Below are 16,227 nucleotides of genomic sequence, written 5' to 3'. Positions count from 1 at the left end.
GATCCCTCACTGCGAGCCCCGGAAGCCCGGCCCCTCCACGATGAGTCCGGCCACCAGCGCGCCCGACATGCCGGCGTGCGGGAGGCCGCCGCCGGGGTGGGACCAGCCGCCGACCAGGTACAGGCCGGGCAGACGGCTGGAGTTGGCCGGGAACAGGCCGCGGCCGTCACCGCCGGCGAGTGCGGGATGCGGCACTGCTCCGCCGTCGGCGCCCGTCTCCTCTGCGGTGTGGTGCGGAGTGCGCACCTGACGCCATATGAGCCGGTCCCGCAGCCCGGGGACGGCGGTGTCGGCAGCGGTGACCATGAGGTCGGCGAAGCGCTCGGCCGCGTCACCGACGGTCCAGTCGACGTCCGTCGGTGCCGCTGCGGAGAGGACCACCGACTCGTGCTCGTCGTCCGGACGCAGGGCGGGGTCGTCCGGCCGCAGCACGCTCACCGTGGGCTTCGCCGGTTCCTTCGTGCGGGACGACACGAAATCCAGTTCGGCCGTGCGGTCGGGGGTGTGCACGATCGTGCGGTGCGCGGCACCCGCCTCACGTCGACCGCGCAGCGCCAGCAGCACGGTGAAGCGCCCCCGACGTGGCGTCAGCAGATCCGGCCGTACATCGCCGTCGTCCTGAAGTCGATGCTCTGTCAGGGTGCTCAGACGTACGGGATCCACGCCGGCCACCACGTGGTCGGCCTCCGCCACTGTCTTTCCCTCGGAGCCGGAAGCCCGGGAGCAGCCCCCGGCCAGCTCCACCCCCGCCGCCCGGCCGTCCTTCTCGACGATCCCGGTGACGTCCGCGCCGAACACGAACTCCACCTTCCGGGCCACGCACCGCTCGTACACGGCGCGCGCCAGCTCCCGCATCCCGCCGCGCACGTACCAGGTGCCGAAGGCGTGCTCCATGTACGGAAGCACGACCGCGCTCGCCGCAGTGGTGCGCGGATCCAGGCCGTACGCCAGGGCGTGGCTCTCCAGGAGGGACACGAGCCGGGGATCGCGCAGTTCCCAGGCACCGACTTCGGCGAGTGTGCCGGCCCGCCGGGTGCGCAGCAGCTTGCGGTGCGCCACCGCCGGGTACGGCTCACGCTCGGCCAGCACCTGCCAGTTGGGCCACAACGGCTCCTCCAGGAGCGGCCGGCGCGTACGGTCCCAGGCCTCGCGCGCCCGCACCAGGAAGTCGCCCCAGCGCTCGCCCGAGCCGCCGCCGAGTGCCGCCTCCAGCGCCGCCACGACGCCACCGCGTGACGCGTTCGGCAGCGAGACCTCCGTGCCGTCCGCGAAGACATGCCGCGCCGAGGGGTCCGTCTGGACCAGCTCGACGCAGTCCTCCAGCGGTTCCCTGCCCGTCTTGACGAACAGGTCGCGGTAGACCGCGGGCAGCGGCAGCAGACCCGGCCCCGTGTCGAAGGAGAAGCCGTCGCGTGTGAAGCGGCGCAGCGCACCGCCGTATGTCTCCGTACGCTCGTACACCACCACCCGGTGGCCCGCGACGGCCAGCCGGGCGGCGGCCGCCATCGCGCCCATCCCGGCGCCGATCACCGCAATCCGTGCCATGTCAGGGACTCTATCGGCCGCCGCTGACAATCCGGCCGCAGGCCTGTGACCAGTGCCTTCGCGCAGCCGCGGAACCGTCCTCGCCGCTCGTTCGGGGAGCACCGGACGGGTGCTCGTGAGTGATCGGACCCGGACGTTCCTGGGGTGGGTGCGCAGGACTGAGTATCCGTACCTAGTCGGTGAGATGAGTACCTGTGCGGATGGGTCCGACCTGCGTGAACGAGAGAGTGGAGACACGGGAAAGGGGCGCGGCTCCGGCACCGCCGACACGGGGCGGCGGAACGGTGTCCGCCCCTGCCGTTCCGTCCGTCGGCCTGGTTCGACGCAGCGAGGCACGGGGGAACCGGGGGAACGGCCGAACGGGGGATGACGGGGGCACGACGGAGTGCCGGACCGAGGCGGGCCGCGTGGCCGCGGAGGCCTCGGACCGGCGCTTTGGCGCCCCGAACCCGTTACCTGCCGCCGCTCACGCGTCCCTGGAGCAGCCGTGACAGCGCCGCGTGGACGTCGTCCAGGGAGCGTTCCGGCTGGAACGACTGCCAGTCCAGGGCCGCCACCAGGACCATGCCGACCAGTGCGGCCGCCGTCAGCGGGACGTCGATCTCGTCGCTGAGCTCGCCGTTCGCCACGCCTTCACGCAGCACGCCCTCGACGACCATGACGACCTGTTGCCGGACCACCATGAGCGTGGACTGCCAGGCCCGGTTGGTGCGCCACAGTTCGGCCACGTACAGCTGGGTGAAGGCCGGGTAGCGGGCGATGAAGCCGAGCCCCGCGCGGATCATCGCGTCCAGGGCGTCCACCTTGGTGCCGCCTGACAGGTCACTCCTCTCGGACGCCTCCTGGAGGGAGGCGGCGAGGAGCCCCACGCCGTGCCGCAGCAACTCCTCGAAGAGGACTGACTTGCTCGCGAAGTTGTAGTAGACGGTGCCCTTCGCGACGCCGGCCCGCTCGGCGATCTCGTCGACGGTGGTCGCGGAGAACCCCTGCTCCGCGATGAGGGTGACGGCCGCCTCGTAGAGCTTCTGCCGGGTCGCCTCGCGACGGCTCGTCGAGCCGCCCGGCGCGGCCGCACTGCTGCGTTCCATCAGTCTCCTAGCGAGGGGACCACCGGCCTCAGCCGGTGCGGGAGTCGTTTTCCTGGCCCGTGGCACTTTCTGCACGACCCGCGCGGGGCCCGTTCGGGCCCGACCGCAACCATCGTGTCGGAAGCCCCCTCCTTCAGGCGGGGGAGCGGAGCCACCGCCTTGATTGTCACAGGGAACGCCACATCGGAGGGCATGGATTCGGTACCGGTCGTCACAGGCTCAGCTCCGGATGCAGCCTGTCGAGGGTCCACACCTGCTTGCGGCGGGCCGACAGGGCGGTGAGCGCGAGGGCGCCCACGGTGAACGCCGTCAGCACGGCGCACGCCTGCCACACCGGTCCCAGACCGCCGCCGGTGATCAGCCTCCTGAGGGCTTCGACGACGTAACTCATCGGCAGGTAGGGGTGGATCGCGTTGAAGAAGCCCGGACTGGTCTGCACGGGGTACGTGCCACCCGCGGACGTCAGCTGCAGCATCAACAGGGCGAGCACCAGGATCCTGCCCGCCGCCCCGAAGCGCGCGTTCAGCCACTGGACCAGCGCCGCGAAACACGCCGTCACCAGGAACAGGAAGCCGATCGTCCCGGCCGTCCGCGCCATCCGCAGGCCGACCGCCCAGTGCAGCACCGCCATGAGGGCGGCCGTCTGCAGCACGCCCACGGCAGCCACCGGCAGCCAGCCCGTCAGTGCGATCCGCCAGGCCGGGGCGCCCGCCGCGAGCGCGCGCCGGTTCAGCGGCGGGATCAGCATGTACGCCACCATCGCACCCACCCACAGGGACAGCGGGATGAAGTACGGGGCGAAGCCGGTGCCGTAGTTGGGCGCCTTGTGCAGGTCGCTGGAGGCGAGTTGCACCGGGTCGGACATCACCTCGGTCCGCCGGTCGCGGTCCTTCTTGTCGTAGTCGGGGATCGCGCCCGCGCCGTCGTGCAGACCGTCCGCGAGCTTCCCGGAGCCGTCGACGAGCTTGTAGATGCCGCCGTTGAGGTCGGTCGCGCCGGTCTTCAGCTTGCCGATGCCCGTGTCCAGGTCCACCGCCCCCGTGCTCGCCTTGCCGAGGCCGGTGTGCAGCTTCCTGGCGCCCTTGGCGACCGAAGCGGCGCCCTTGTCGAGCGCGTTCACCTTGGTGACCGCGTCGTCGAGGTCCTCGGAGAGGTGCGGCGCGGCCTTGGCGAGTGCCCGTGCCTGCCGCTGAAGGGTCTTCAGGTCCTTCTGCAGGGCGGTCGTGTCGTCGTGGTAGTCCTGCACCACGGTGTTCACGTCCTTGGAGAGGCGTGCCGCGTCCGCGGCGGCGTCCTTCGCCTTCTCGAGGTCGTCGCACGCGGGGTCGGGTACGGCCCCTTCGGCGCAGCGTTTCGCGTAGACCGCGGCCAGGGTCTCGGACGCCTTGCCGGTGCCGCTCTCGGCAAGGGGCGCCGCGTTGACGAACGTGTCGAGGTGGTCGCTGATCACGCCCACCGAATCGGCTACCAGGGTCGCGGTGTCGGCGATCTGCCTGCTGTTCTGCTTCAGGAAGGGCCGTACCTGGTCGGCCGTGCCGCCGACCCGGTCGGCCAGTGCCCGGGTACCGTCCGCGACTTGCTGCGCACCGTCCTGGAGGTCGCCCGCGCCCTTGTCGAGCTTCTTCAGGCCGGCCGACAGGTTCCCGCTGTTCTTCTGGGCCTTCGTCAGACCGTCGGCGAGGTTCTTCGAGCCCTTCTCCGCCTTGTTGATACCACCCGCGAGCCGGTCGGCCCCCTTGGCGGCCTTCACGGTCGCCCCGTGGATGTCCGAGAACGAGATGAAGATCCGGTCGAGGAACGATCGCGACGCCTTGGTGGAGGCCGCCGTGCGCACCTCGCTGAACACCGTGCGGGAGATCTGCCCGACGATGTAGTTGTTCGCGTCGTTCGTGCGGACCTGAAGGGCGCCGGTCTCGGGGGAGTCCCCGGAGCTGGAGGCGATGTGCTCGCTGAAGTCGGACGGCAGGGTCAGCGACAGGTAGTACGTGCCGTCCTCGACGCCCTTGCGGGCCTCGGCGGTGCTCACCTCGTGCCACTCGAAGGTGTCGCTGTCGCGCAGACCCTTGACGATGTCGTCGCCCACGGTGATCCGCCGACCGGCGGCCGTCGCTCCCTTGTCGTCGTTGACCAGCGCCACGGGAATGCGGTCGAGCCGCCCGTAGGGGTCCCAGAACGACCACAGATACAGGGCGCCGTACAGCAACGGCAGCAGCAGGAGCGCGACCAGCGCCGCACGCGGCAGTTTCCCCCTGCTGAACCGCCTGAACTCAAGCGCGGCCAGCTTCGGCGTGCGCATCCGCCGTCTCCTTGTCCTCGTCCGTACGGTCGTCCGGGGCGTCGTCTGTGCCGTCCTCCGACGGCTTGCCGAGGGCGGGTTCCTCGCGTTCGTCCCGCTCGTCGCGCACGGCGTCCTGCGCGCCTGCGGCCCTGCCCCCTGTGCCGGGTGCCGTGGACACCACGACCGCGCCCTCGGGGGCCTCGCCGCACACCGCGAGGACCGTGGTCCCGGCCTCGGTGAGCGACCTCAACAGGGCCCAGGCCTCGTCCCGTTCGGAGACGGAGAGCTTGAGGTCGGTGTCGTCGACGGCCAGCAGGCGCGGACGGCCGATCAGGGCCAGGGCCACGGACAGTCGCAGCGCTTCCAGGCGCTCCAGGTCGCGTACGGCGGTACGGGATCCCTTGGGCAGCGCCTCCTGGTCGAGTCCCGCGGCGGTCAGAGCGGTGTCGATCCGCAGCCGAGTCGCGGCCGCCCTCCCCGAAGTCCTCGGCTTGCCTCGAGCAGGGGGTGTCTCCATCGCACGCGGTCGAAGCAGTGCGCGCAGCGGGTCCCGGAACCGGCTTTCCAGCAGGGCCCGTTCGCGCAGGTGCTCCCCGACGGTGAGCGCCGGCTCGAGATCGGTGACGCCGGGTACGTGTGCGAGCGCGCTGATCCTTCGCACCGCCGACATGGCCTTGGGCAACCGGTGCCCGTCGACCGTGGCGCGCCCCTCGCTCGGCTTCATCCGCCCGGTGAGGGCGAGCAGCAGACAGGTACGGCCGGAGCCCGAGGGGCCCTCGACGGCGATCAACGAGCCTGGCTCCGCCTCGAAACCGACGCCCCGGAACGCCCAGCCGCGCGGCCCCTTCAGGCCGAAGTCCGCGGCCTGGATCGCGACCCCGGCCGCTGTCGGTGGCAGGTCCATGTCCCCCTCGCTTCTCTGGCAGGGCGCCCGCTCCCCGGCCCCGCCCAGGTTTTTCGTAGTGACAAGTTTTTGTACTGACTGGTCAGTGCAAACTATCCTTGAAGCTCTGAGCGAAGCAAAAGCCCAGGTCAGAACGGACTGTCAGTGCCATACCTCACGATGGGCACATACGGCCACAGTGCCGTCACATAGACGACAGGAGGTTCGTCATGGCCAGCCATCACGCAGCCGCCGCGCCCCGACGCCGCAGCACCGGCCCTGCCCCCTCACTGCCCGCCCCGGCGAGCGACGTGCACCCCGTGCTGCGCCGGTCCGCCGCCCCGCCCGCGGCGCTCGACCTGCTTGCCCAGGCCCGCGCCGGACTTGACGAGGCCGCCGCCCTCGAAACACCCAACGAGCGGTATGCGACGGCCCACCTGGCGGCCCTGCGTACGGCTGCCGCCGTACTCGCCGCGCGCGGGCGCCCGGAGCTCACGCCGCGGCGCCGCGCCAGGATCAGGAGCGCCTGGGAGGTGCTCCCCGAGATAGCGCCCGAGCTCACCGAGTGGAGTGCGCTGTTCGCCTCCGGAGCTCCCCGCCGGGCCCGCGCCGAGGCCGGCATCCAGGGCGCGGCCGGCACTCGCGACGCGGACGACCTGATCCGGGATGTGGCGATGTTCCTGCGCCTGGTCGAGCGGATGCTGGTGCTGCAGCCGGTTCTGCCGCAGTCGAGGCGGGAAGAGGGGAGGGCATTGCCGGACGCTGGGTGAGCGGGGGATCTGCCGGGCGTCGTCCGGCACGGGTCGGGCCGGGCCTCGAGGTGGTGGGGTCGGGGCTCTGAGCAGGGCGCCGGAGGCAATAGGGTGGAGTCGCCTGAAGCCTTTCGCCCTGGTATCGGGGCCGAAAGGCCGTCCGATTGCTCCGCCGAACACCAGGCGGTGCCGCGCCGAGGAGTCAACTGCCGTGTCGGACCCGATGCGCCCGCCCGTCTCCCACCACCACCCTCACCCGACGTCGCTGCACTCCGACCCCTCTCGTCCCCGCGCCTCCCTCCGTACCGCCGTGGTCTGGGAGGTCCTCAAGGACGCCCTCGACCGCCGCGTCAAGGCCACGGGGCGGGACGTGCTGGACGTCCTCGACACCGGCGGCGGAAGCGGCAACTTCGCGGTGCCCGCCGCCCGCCTCGGCCACCGTGTCACCGTCGTGGACCCCAGCCCGAACGCACTGTTCGCGCTGGAGCGCCGGGCCGCCGAGGCCGGTGTCGCCGACCGGGTGCGAGGCGTCCAGGGCGACGCCCACGGCCTCTTCGACGTGGTCGAGCGAGCCGGCTACGACGTGGTGCTGTGCCACGGTGTCCTGGAGTACGTGGACGACCCGGCCGAGGGCGTCCGCAACGTGGTCGCCGCGCTGCGCCCCGACGGCGTCCTCAGCCTGCTGGCCGCCGGCCTCGGCGGCGCCGTGCTCGCACGGGCCCTGGCCGGGCACTTCACGGAGGCCAAGCAGGCGCTGGAGGACCCGGACGGCCGCTGGGGCGAGGGTGACCCCGTGCCGCACCGCTTCACCGCAGAGCAACTCACCGCACTCGTCGAGGACGCCGGGCTGCGGATCGGCGCGGTACACGGGGTCCGGGTCTTCGCCGACCTCGTGCCCGGCGTGCTGGTGGACACCGAGCCGGATGCCTTTGAGGCGCTGCTCAAGCTGGAGGCCGCCGCGGCCGAGGTCCCCGCGTTCCACTCCGTGGCCACGCAGCTCCACGTCCTCGGCGAGACGCAGGGGACGGCCGGGGCCTGAGCCGCCTCCCGTGACGCGGCGCTGATCAGCGGCTTGGCGGCAGATGGTGTACGCCACAGGCACCCCGAACGGGCGCTGCGAGCCGTATGATCGAGGGACACCGACCGGCATGACGGGTCGGCCGCCGGGGAATGGAAGCCTCAGCGAGCCGGGACGGCCATGGCGGGTTCCGGTTGGCCAATTGGCGTAGAGGGGCGGGTTTCAAGGGGGCGATTCCCTGCCTATCCTGAAGGGGACCCCCGGTCGCCCCGGCGACTGCACGATGAGGAGGACTCCGTGCCGCTCTCGGAGCACGAGCAGCGAATGCTCGAGCAGATGGAGCGAGCGCTGTACGCCGAAGATCCCAAGTTCGCGACAGCGCTTGAGGGAAGCGGGCTGCGTACGTATACCCGGCGACGGGTCTACCAGGCGGTCGTGGGCTTCCTGGTTGGTATCGCGCTCCTCATGGCCGGAATGGTCGCGCAGCAGATCTGGATCAGCGTGGTCGGATTCCTGGTCATGCTGGGCTGCGCCGTGCTCGCCGTGACTGGTTGGCGCAAGGCCCCCAAGCCGGGTGAGCAGGGGGCGCCAGGCGCCCGCAAGCAGGGCCGGCAGCGGCACTCCATGATGGACCGCATCGAACAACGCTGGCAGCGACGCCGGGACGAGCAGGGCCACTAGCTCCAGGCACAAGCCGAAGACCTGAGCGCAGGGGCGACCACCCGTGAGGTGGTCGCCCCTGGCGTTCGTTCACACCCGCACGGGCCGTCGTGCGTGACCGACCGTGCAGAGTTCCCAAGCGATTTTGGCAGCAGGGTGGGCACTGCGTGTCCGGTGTCCGCGCGGCGGAAACCGCGCCGCCCGCCCCGATCACGGGACGGGCGGTGTCGTGCGTCAGCCGCTCTGCTGTCCGGACGGACGTCGTACCAGGGCGGCCCAGCGCGCCGCCCAACGGGCCCTGCCGTTCGTCCAGCGGTCGGCGCCGGCCCAGACCGCCCGTACGGCCGACCGCGGCGCCAGGACCGCCCGCACCCGGGCCCGTCGGCCGGCCACGGCCCGCAGCCCGGCCCGCACCGTGCGTACGTCCGCGGCCAGCCCGGCCTGGATGCGCGCCTGCGGTGCGAAGAGCACCTGCTCCACCGCGCCGGCCACCCGGTGCACGGCCTTGGCCGCCGCCCCGTCCAGCCGTCCGAGCCGCGCGATCCGCTCGGCGGCCTTCCGCGGGGTCAGCGCGTCGTCCGGCACGATGCCGTAGTCCCATGCCGTGTCCGTCAGCTCGCGCCACACGTCGAGGGTGTGCCCTATGGCGACCTCTCCTGGCTGTGCGGCCGTCCCGGCGTCCCTCTGGTACGGCCCGCCGGCGGCCTGATCGGCGCGGCGTGCGCGGCCCGGCGGAGGGGCGGAGGACGCGTGCCGGGCGGAGGCGAGCCGCACCGACCGGCGCCTGAGCCGCCACAGCATGGGCGTCAGCGGCGCCGCCAGCAGCACCAGCCCCAGCAGCGTCCACGCCAGTACCTGGTACCAGCGCAGACCGCCGTCGGACGAGCCGTTCGAAGTCGGCGGCAGGGCGGCCTCGCACGCCTGCGCCCGCTTCATCTGGGCCGAACAGCTCTCGCTCGCCGACGGAGCGGCGGAGGGCGCGGTGGAGGATGACCGTGGCGGCAGTGTCTCGACCGGGTCCTGCCCGTGCGGCGTTTCCGACTGCGTGTAATCCGGCCTTGAGCCGCGGTTCGGGGTCGGCTCGAAGCGGGTCCAGCCCACGCCCTCGAAGTACAGCTCCGGCCAGGCGTGCGCGTCCTGCAGCCCCACCGACATGGAACCGTCCGCCTGTGGAGAGCCCGGGGTGAAGCCGACCGCCACCCGTGCCGGTATCCCCAGCGTCCGTGCCATCGCGGCCATGGAGAAGGAGAAGTGCTCGCAGAAGCCCTGCTTGTCCTTGAGGAACCGGGCGATGGCCCCCGACCCGGTGCCGACCTGCACCTGGGTGCTGTAGACGAACCCGCCGTCGACGGCGAAGTAGTCCTCGAGCTTGACCGCTTCCTCGTAGTGGTTCCTAGACCCGGCTGTGATCTTGCGGGCGGTCTCGGCGACCACCGCCGGCAGGGACGGCGGCACCTTCGTGAACGCGCGCTTCAGCGATGCGGGCGGCTCGGGCGCCGTGGCCAGCTGCTCCGCGGCGGGCTGCACGATCAGACTCTTGACCTCGTACTGGGCGCCGCGCGTGTTCTGTCCGTGGTCGCCCACCAGCATGCGGCCCACCGGCTCGTACCGCCAGCTGCCCTTGATCTTCACTTGGGTCGCGGGGTACGGCATCGGCAACCAGTCCTGCGCGTACCAGTCCGCCGCGGAGATCCTTGTGTCGACCTCGGTCCGCCGTACGTCGCCCGCGAGGCCGGTGGGTGTGGGGAGCGTGTCCGGCACGGCGGTGATGTGCCGCTGGGCAGGCTTCCAGGTCGTGCCGTCGAAGTCGTCCAGGGCGATGATCCGCAGATACATGTCCTGGGTGTCTCGGGTGTTGGTGCGGTAGGCCATGACCTGGCGGTCCTGGTCCACGTTGAGGCTGTCGCGCAGGGACACCAGGGGATTGACCGCGGAGATGGTGCCGCTGTCGCCCACTCCCGAGCCGACGCCGGGCCCGGTGCCGTTCAGCAGGTTGTTCTCGAGCGAGGGCAGGGCCAGCGGCGCCACCAGGGCGATGCCCAGCGCGACCGCGCCGATCCGCCGTCCGGTGCGGACAGGGGCGACGGCGCCGCGGGAGTCGGCACCCTGCGGACGGGGAGCGCCGCTGAAGACCCGCCCCCACTGGGAGAGCCGGTCGCGGCCCTCGGCCAGCAGCAGCATCAGATAGCCGCCCGCGGCGACGAGGAACCACAGCCAGTCGGCGCCGCCGTCGGAGAGACCCGCGGCCACCGAGTACAGCGCGAGCAGGGGGAGTCCGGCCGGGGCCGCCGCGCGGAACGTCACCGCCAGCGCGTCCACCAGGAGGCCGATCACCAGGACCCCACCGACCGTCATCAGCCGGATACCCGGGGTCAGTGGCGCCGGGGTCGCATACCGTCCGACGTCGTCCGCGCCCGACTGCAGCAGCACCCCGAAGTGCTTGATCGCGCCGGGCCCGGGGATGAACCCGGCGACGGCCTGCTCGCGGGCGAAGATCAGCGTCAGCAGCATCAGGCTGACGACCGCCTGGCAGGCGATGGTCAGCGCACGGGCCAGCGGGACCCGCCGGGCCAACGCGCCCACACCGGTCTGCACCGTCACCAGGAAGGCCACCTGGAAGAGCCAGGTGGCCGGGGACACCAGCGGCAGCAGGGCGCACGACGCCATCACCGTCGCCGCCGCGGCGCACAGCGCCAGCCGGGCCCGCCCGCTCATGACTGTCCCTCCGCACCGCTCATGGCACCCACGCCGGTGCGTTGACGGCCTGCCTCGCGCCACAAGTCCGTCAGCGAGGCGCCTCGGGGCACGAGCAGTACGGTCCAGCCCGCCTCGCGCAGCATCCGCAGCCGCTCCCCGCTCCGGTCGAGCGGGTCCGGCACATCGGTCGTTTCGCGCTTCCAGGTGTCGCTGTCCAGCAGGAAGGCGATCGCGCCGCCGCTGCGCCTGCTCATCTTCGCGGCCAACGCGGCCTGCTCGTCATCGAGATCGCCCAAGAAGGCCACCAGTAGTCCCTCGTTGCCGCCGCGCAGTACGTCGTACGCACGCGACAGGCCCGCACCGTCCGAGTGGTCGATCACGGCGAGCGTGTCCATCATCAGTCCGGCCGCGTCCGTGGACTCCTGGCTCGCGCCCGCGAACCCCTCCGCGCCCTCGCCAGGCACGGAGCTGCCCGTGTCGGTCAACAGCCTTACCGAGAAGCCTCGTTCGAGCATGTGCACCAGCGTGGACGCCGCGCCCGCCACCGCCCACTCGAAGGCGGAGTCCGGGCCCGCGCCCTGGAAGGCGATGCCCCGGGTGTCGAGCAGCACCGTGCACCGGGCGCGCTGCGGCTGCTCCTCACGGCGCACCATCAGCTCGCCGTAGCGCGCGGTGGAGCGCCAGTGCACCCGGCGCAGGTCGTCACCGTGGCGGTAGCCGCGCGGGATCACGTCGTCCTCGCCCGCCAGCGCCAGCGAGCGCTGGCGCCCGTCGCCGTATCCCTTCGCCTCACCCGCGAGCCGCACCGGCGGAAGGGGCTCCACCCGGGGGATGACCGTCAGGGTGTCGTACGCGGAGAAGGACCGGGTCAGCTCGCACATTCCGAACGGATCGGTCAGACGCAGCTGGAGCGGGCCCAGCGGATAGCGGCCGCGCAGGTCCGAGCGCACGCGGTACGACACCTCGCGTCGGCCGCCTGCCTCTACCCGGTCCAGGACGAATCGGGGGCGCGGCCCGAGGACGTAGGGCACCCGGTCCTGGAGCATCAGCAGCCCGGTGGACAGCCGTGAGACGTTGTCCATCCGTAGATGGACACGGGCCTCGGAGCCGGCGGGCACACGGGAGGGGGACAGACGGCGGCTGCCCGTCACCCGGTAGCGGGTGCGGTACAGCACGGTCGCGCACACCAGGGGCAGCGCCGCCAGCAGGAGCCCGACCCGGAGCAGATCGCTCTGGCCGAGGACGAAGGCGCAGATCGCGGCCGCGATGCCGGCGGCCAGAAAGGAACGCCCGCGGGTGGTCAGCCCGGCGAGCGTGGCCCGCAGACCCCCCTTGTCCTCCCCAGTGGTGTGGGCCGTCCCCCCATGCGTCATCACAGCCTCCGGGGCGGCTGCTGGCCGTAGCCCCGGCCCATCGCGAGGCCGGCCTGCTGCTCGGGCACCGCGGGCACCGGGGTGCGCTGCAGGATCTCCTGGACGACCTGCTCCGCCGTACGGCGGTTGAGCTGGGCCTGAGCGGTGGGCAGCAGGCGGTGGGCCAGGACGGCCACAGCGAGGGCCTGCACATCGTCCGGCAGTGCGTACTCCCGGCCGCAGAGGGCGGCGGAGGCCTTCGCAGCGCGCAGCAGGTGCAGGGTGGCACGCGGCGAGGCGCCGAGTCTGAGGTCGGGGTGCGTGCGTGTGGCGGCGACCAGGTCCACCGCGTAGCGCCGGACCGTCTCCGCGACGTGGACGCCGCGGACGGCCTCGACCAGCTTCACGATCTCGTGCGCGTGTGCCACCGGCTGGAGGTCGTCCAGCGGGTTGACTCCTCCGTGGACGTCGAGCATCTGCAGTTCCGCCTCAGGGCTGGGGTAGCCGATGGAGACGCGGGCCATGAAGCGGTCGCGCTGGGCCTCGGGCAGCGGGTAGGTGCCCTCCATCTCGACCGGGTTCTGGGTGGCCACCACCATGAAGGGGCTGGGCAGTTCGTGCGCCTGGCCGTCGATGGTGACCTGCCTTTCCTCCATCGACTCCAGGAGCGCGGACTGGGTCTTGGGCGAGGCACGGTTGATCTCGTCGCCGATCACGATCTGGGCGAAGATCGCGCCCGGCTTGAACTCGAAGTCCCGACGCTGCTGATCCCAGATGGATACGCCCGTGATGTCCGAGGGCAGCAGGTCGGGCGTGAACTGGATGCGCCGCACCGAGCAGTCGATGGAGCGCGCCAGCGCCTTGGCGAGCATCGTCTTGCCGACGCCGGGAACGTCCTCGATCAGAAGATGGCCCTCGGCGAGCAGTACGGTCAGCGAAAGCCGTACGACCTCGGGCTTGCCCTCGATCACTCCTTCCACGGAACTGCGGACGCGCTCCACAGTGGTGGTCAGATCAGTGAGGCTCGCACGATCGTCATAGGTCGTCACCCGGCCCTCCTCGGCCCGTTCCTTCTACGGGCCGATGCTCTGCGATGCGGACCGGCCCACCCCGAAACACGGACACCACGCGGGGAAGTCCCGCGTGATGCCACATCCGCATTCTTGTTGCGTTGCTGGTCCGTGTCACTCGCCTGTGGATAACTGGCCGCGATATGTCGGCCATACGGCGTTTCGCCATGCTGACACCAGGACGTTCGTCCGAACGAATGTTCGCCGTCCAATGAGGCGAGACGGGGGACGCGACACCGGAACGCGCCGTTACGCGGGATCGATCTCCCGCAGCAGACCCGTCTTCACGTCGAAGACGAAGCCGCGCACGTCATCGGTGTGCAGCAGGAACGGGGAGGTGCGCACGCGCTGCATCGACTGCCGCACGTCCTGGTCCACGTCCCGGAACGCCTCGACCGCCCAGGCGGGTCGCTGGCCCACCTCCATCTCCAGTTCGTGCCGGAATTCCTCGGTCAGGGACTCCAGGCCGCATCCGGTGTGATGGATGAGGACGACGCTGCGGGTGCCGAGCGCACGCTGGCTGATGGTCAGGGAGCGGATCACGTCGTCGGTGACGACGCCGCCCGCGTTGCGGATGGTGTGGCAGTCACCCAGCTCCAGGCCGAGTGCGGCGTGCAGGTCCAGGCGGGCGTCCATGCAGGCCACGATGGCGACACGGAGGACGGGACGGGCGTCCATGCCGGGATCGGTGAACGCGGCCGCGTATCGCTCGTTGGCCTTCGCGAGGCGGTCGGTGACGGTGCCGACCATGGCGCCTTCCCCGGCGGGTACGGATGCAGAAGTCGTCATACCCATGACGTTACTGGTCTCACGCGGTCCGTACCTGCTGTGGGACAGGACAAAGAACGCCACCGTGGGTTGTTGTGACGTAACCCACAGGAGCGGAGAAGTCCCGCCGGGCGGGTGAATCCTCTTGGATCACGTTGCCGTGGTCGCCGGGCCGCGCGACGCGCAGGCCGGTTGATTGACCGCAAGACAGGGTGGACTAAAGTGACGCGAAGCGGGAGGCGAGACGCTCTCCCTGCGGACTGTTCACCCCGAAGATCCCGGCAGTGTGCCGGTTTCTCCCCGCGTGCGCGGCGCGTACGTACGGCTCGGCCTCCTCCCGCTCCTGGTCGGCTGACGCTTCCGGCGCCGGCGGACCTCCCCTTCGCGAGCGGGTGGGGACCCGGCGGTGCGTACCGTCGCGCAGGATCTGAGAGGCCCCCTTGAGTCAGAGTCGACACGTGCCGGTCATGCTCCAGCAGTGCCTGGACATGCTGGCCCCGGCCCTCGCCGAGCCGGGGGCCGTCGTGGTCGACTGCACCCTGGGACTCGGCGGTCACAGCGAAGCCCTGCTGACGCGGTTCCCCGAGGCCCGTCTCGTGGCGCTCGACCGCGACAAGGAGGCGCTGCGCCTGTCCGGGGAGCGGCTCGCCCCCTTCGGAGAACGCGCCTCTCTGGTGCACGCCGTCTACGACGAACTCCCCGACGTGCTCGACCGGCTGGGCGTTCCGCATGTCCAGGGCGTGCTGTTCGACCTCGGTGTCTCCTCGATGCAACTCGACGAGGCGGAGCGTGGTTTCGCCTATGCGCAGGACGCCCCGCTCGACATGCGTATGGACCAGACGGCCGGCGTCAGTGCCGCCGAGGTCCTCAACACCTACCCGGCGGGCGAACTCGTGCGGATCCTGCGCGCGTACGGCGAGGAGAAGCAGGCCAAGCGGATCGTGTCCGCGATCGTGCGCGAGCGCGAGAAGGAGCCGTTCACGAACAGCGCGCGGCTCGTGGAGCTGATCCGGAACGCTCTGCCGCAGGCGGCCAAGCGGACCGGCGGCAACCCGGCCAAGCGCACGTTCCAGGCACTGCGGATCGAGGTCAACGGCGAACTCGCCGTCCTGGAGAGGGCGATCCCCGCGGCCGTGAAAGCACTCGCGGTCGGCGGCCGGATCGCCGTCCTGTCCTACCACTCGCTCGAAGACCGCCTGGTCAAGCAGGTGTTCGCGGCCGGTGCCGCCTCCACCGCACCGCCCGGACTGCCCGTCGTGCCCGAGCGCTACCAACCCCGGCTCAAGCTCCTCACGCGTGGTGCCGAACTTCCCACCGAGGAGGAGGTCGCCGAGAACCGCCGAGCGGCTCCGGCCCGCCTGCGGGGCGCCGAGCGCATCCGCGAAGATGTCGACTGAGTCGGACGGAAGGGGCGGGCGAGTGAGCAGAGGAATCCGGGCGCGCGGGGGTGCGCCGGCCGTCGAGGGACCTCCGCCCCGGCTCAGGACCCCCACCCCGACCCGCCCGAAGCAGTCCTTTGCCCCCGGTGGCCCGTCTCCCGCGTCCTGGTACCGGAGCAAGCGGCATGAAGCGTCGGCGCGGGGGGAGGGCGTGTGAGGAGAAAACCCCAACTCAGGGGGCGGGCCGCCCGGCTCTCGCGGCTCGTCCCGGCGGGCGGTGGCGGCCCCGCCCGTACCCCCTTCGTCCTGCTCGTCGTCCTGCTGCTCGGCGGCGGCCTCATCGGGCTCCTGATGCTGAACTCCGCGCTCAGCGAAGGCGCGTTCAAACTCGCCGACCTGCAGAGGGAGACCAAGAGCCTCACCGACGAGGAGCAGGCCCTCCAACGGGACGTGGACGCCTACTCGGCCCCGGACGCCCTCCAGCGCCGTGCCCACGCGCTCGGCATGGTCCCCGGCGGCGACCCGGCTTTCCTCAACCCCGACGGCACTGTCAAGGGAGTCCCGGGAGCCGCCGCCGCGCAGTCCTCGGCGAGCCCCGCGGCGCTGCGCGCGCCCGAGGCGCTCAACCCGTACCCGAGCCCGACGCCGTCGCAGGGAACGCCCTCGGCGACCGGCTCCACGACCCCGCCGTCCACCCCGTCCGCAGCACCCTCCCCGACCCCCGGCAGGTGACGGAA

Annotated in this window: 13 protein-coding genes; 5 read left to right on the top strand and 8 right to left on the bottom strand. The window is 71.7% G+C overall.

Features of this window, described 5'->3' with window-relative positions; all coding sequences use genetic code 11:
- Nucleotides 1–6: 6 nt before the first annotated feature.
- The 4 genes from ACWDEX_RS03300 to ACWDEX_RS03285 form a co-directional block, all read right to left on the bottom strand.
- Nucleotides 7–1,545 (bottom strand): phytoene desaturase family protein, encoded by a 1,539-nt coding sequence (locus ACWDEX_RS03300; protein WP_450461438.1) that lies wholly within the window; start codon nucleotides 1,543–1,545, stop codon nucleotides 7–9.
- A 452-nt stretch (nucleotides 1,546–1,997) separates the two neighbouring features.
- Complete coding sequence (locus ACWDEX_RS03295) at nucleotides 1,998–2,633, bottom strand: TetR/AcrR family transcriptional regulator (protein ID WP_450461437.1); 636 nt, start codon at nucleotides 2,631–2,633, stop codon at nucleotides 1,998–2,000.
- 211 nt (nucleotides 2,634–2,844) lie between these two features.
- On the bottom strand, nucleotides 2,845–4,929 hold the full coding sequence (locus ACWDEX_RS03290; protein ID WP_450461436.1) for a YhgE/Pip family protein: 2,085 nt from the start codon (nucleotides 4,927–4,929) through the stop codon (nucleotides 2,845–2,847).
- The gene (locus ACWDEX_RS03285) at nucleotides 4,901–5,815 is read right to left on the bottom strand and encodes an ATP-binding cassette domain-containing protein (RefSeq protein WP_450461435.1); all 915 of its coding nucleotides are present in this window, start codon (nucleotides 5,813–5,815) and stop codon (nucleotides 4,901–4,903) included. Before ACWDEX_RS03285 ends, ACWDEX_RS03290 begins: the two co-directional genes overlap by 29 nt.
- Nucleotides 5,816–6,024: 209 nt before the next feature.
- On the opposite strand from ACWDEX_RS03285, the gene ACWDEX_RS03280 reads away from it, so the two are divergent.
- The 3 genes from ACWDEX_RS03280 (at nucleotide 6,025) to ACWDEX_RS03270 (ending at nucleotide 8,245) form a co-directional block, all read left to right on the top strand.
- Complete coding sequence (locus ACWDEX_RS03280; RefSeq protein WP_450461434.1) at nucleotides 6,025–6,564, top strand: SAV_6107 family HEPN domain-containing protein; 540 nt, start codon at nucleotides 6,025–6,027, stop codon at nucleotides 6,562–6,564.
- A 193-nt stretch (nucleotides 6,565–6,757) separates the two neighbouring features.
- Nucleotides 6,758–7,585 (top strand): methyltransferase, encoded by an 828-nt coding sequence (locus tag ACWDEX_RS03275; RefSeq protein WP_450461433.1) that lies wholly within the window; start codon nucleotides 6,758–6,760, stop codon nucleotides 7,583–7,585.
- Between the two features lie 276 nt (nucleotides 7,586–7,861).
- Complete coding sequence (locus ACWDEX_RS03270) at nucleotides 7,862–8,245, top strand: DUF3040 domain-containing protein (RefSeq protein ID WP_450461431.1); 384 nt, start codon at nucleotides 7,862–7,864, stop codon at nucleotides 8,243–8,245.
- 213 nt (nucleotides 8,246–8,458) lie between these two features.
- Here the strand turns inward: ACWDEX_RS03270 and ACWDEX_RS03265 are convergent, their stop codons facing one another.
- From ACWDEX_RS03265 to ACWDEX_RS03250, 4 genes are all read right to left on the bottom strand, one after another.
- Nucleotides 8,459–10,939 (bottom strand): transglutaminaseTgpA domain-containing protein, encoded by a 2,481-nt coding sequence (locus ACWDEX_RS03265; protein ID WP_450461430.1) that lies wholly within the window; start codon nucleotides 10,937–10,939, stop codon nucleotides 8,459–8,461.
- Nucleotides 10,936–12,294: a DUF58 domain-containing protein gene (locus tag ACWDEX_RS03260; RefSeq protein ID WP_450461429.1), complete on the bottom strand. Its 1,359-nt coding sequence runs from the start codon at nucleotides 12,292–12,294 to the stop codon at nucleotides 10,936–10,938. Before ACWDEX_RS03260 ends, ACWDEX_RS03265 begins: the two co-directional genes overlap by 4 nt.
- Complete coding sequence (locus tag ACWDEX_RS03255; RefSeq protein WP_450461428.1) at nucleotides 12,294–13,322, bottom strand: AAA family ATPase; 1,029 nt, start codon at nucleotides 13,320–13,322, stop codon at nucleotides 12,294–12,296. The genes ACWDEX_RS03260 and ACWDEX_RS03255 overlap by 1 nt, the downstream gene beginning before the upstream one ends.
- A gap of 270 nt (nucleotides 13,323–13,592) precedes the next feature.
- Nucleotides 13,593–14,132, bottom strand: coding sequence for a beta-class carbonic anhydrase (locus ACWDEX_RS03250; RefSeq protein WP_450461427.1), 540 nt, complete (start codon nucleotides 14,130–14,132; stop codon nucleotides 13,593–13,595).
- Nucleotides 14,133–14,551: 419 nt separating this feature from the next.
- Here ACWDEX_RS03250 and rsmH point away from each other — a divergent pair, with 419 nt between their 5' ends.
- Both rsmH and ACWDEX_RS03240 read left to right on the top strand, forming a co-directional pair.
- A complete protein-coding gene (rsmH, locus tag ACWDEX_RS03245) occupies nucleotides 14,552–15,508 on the top strand; it encodes a 16S rRNA (cytosine(1402)-N(4))-methyltransferase RsmH (protein WP_450461426.1) in 957 nt (318 codons plus the stop codon).
- Between the two features lie 195 nt (nucleotides 15,509–15,703).
- Nucleotides 15,704–16,222, top strand: coding sequence for a hypothetical protein (locus ACWDEX_RS03240; protein ID WP_450461425.1), 519 nt, complete (start codon nucleotides 15,704–15,706; stop codon nucleotides 16,220–16,222).
- Nucleotides 16,223–16,227 lie beyond the last annotated feature (5 nt).

The organism is Streptomyces sp. NPDC001020, from assembly GCF_053599115.1.
Note: the sequence above shows the minus strand (reverse complement) of the source record. Positions and strands in the feature narration are given on the sequence as shown.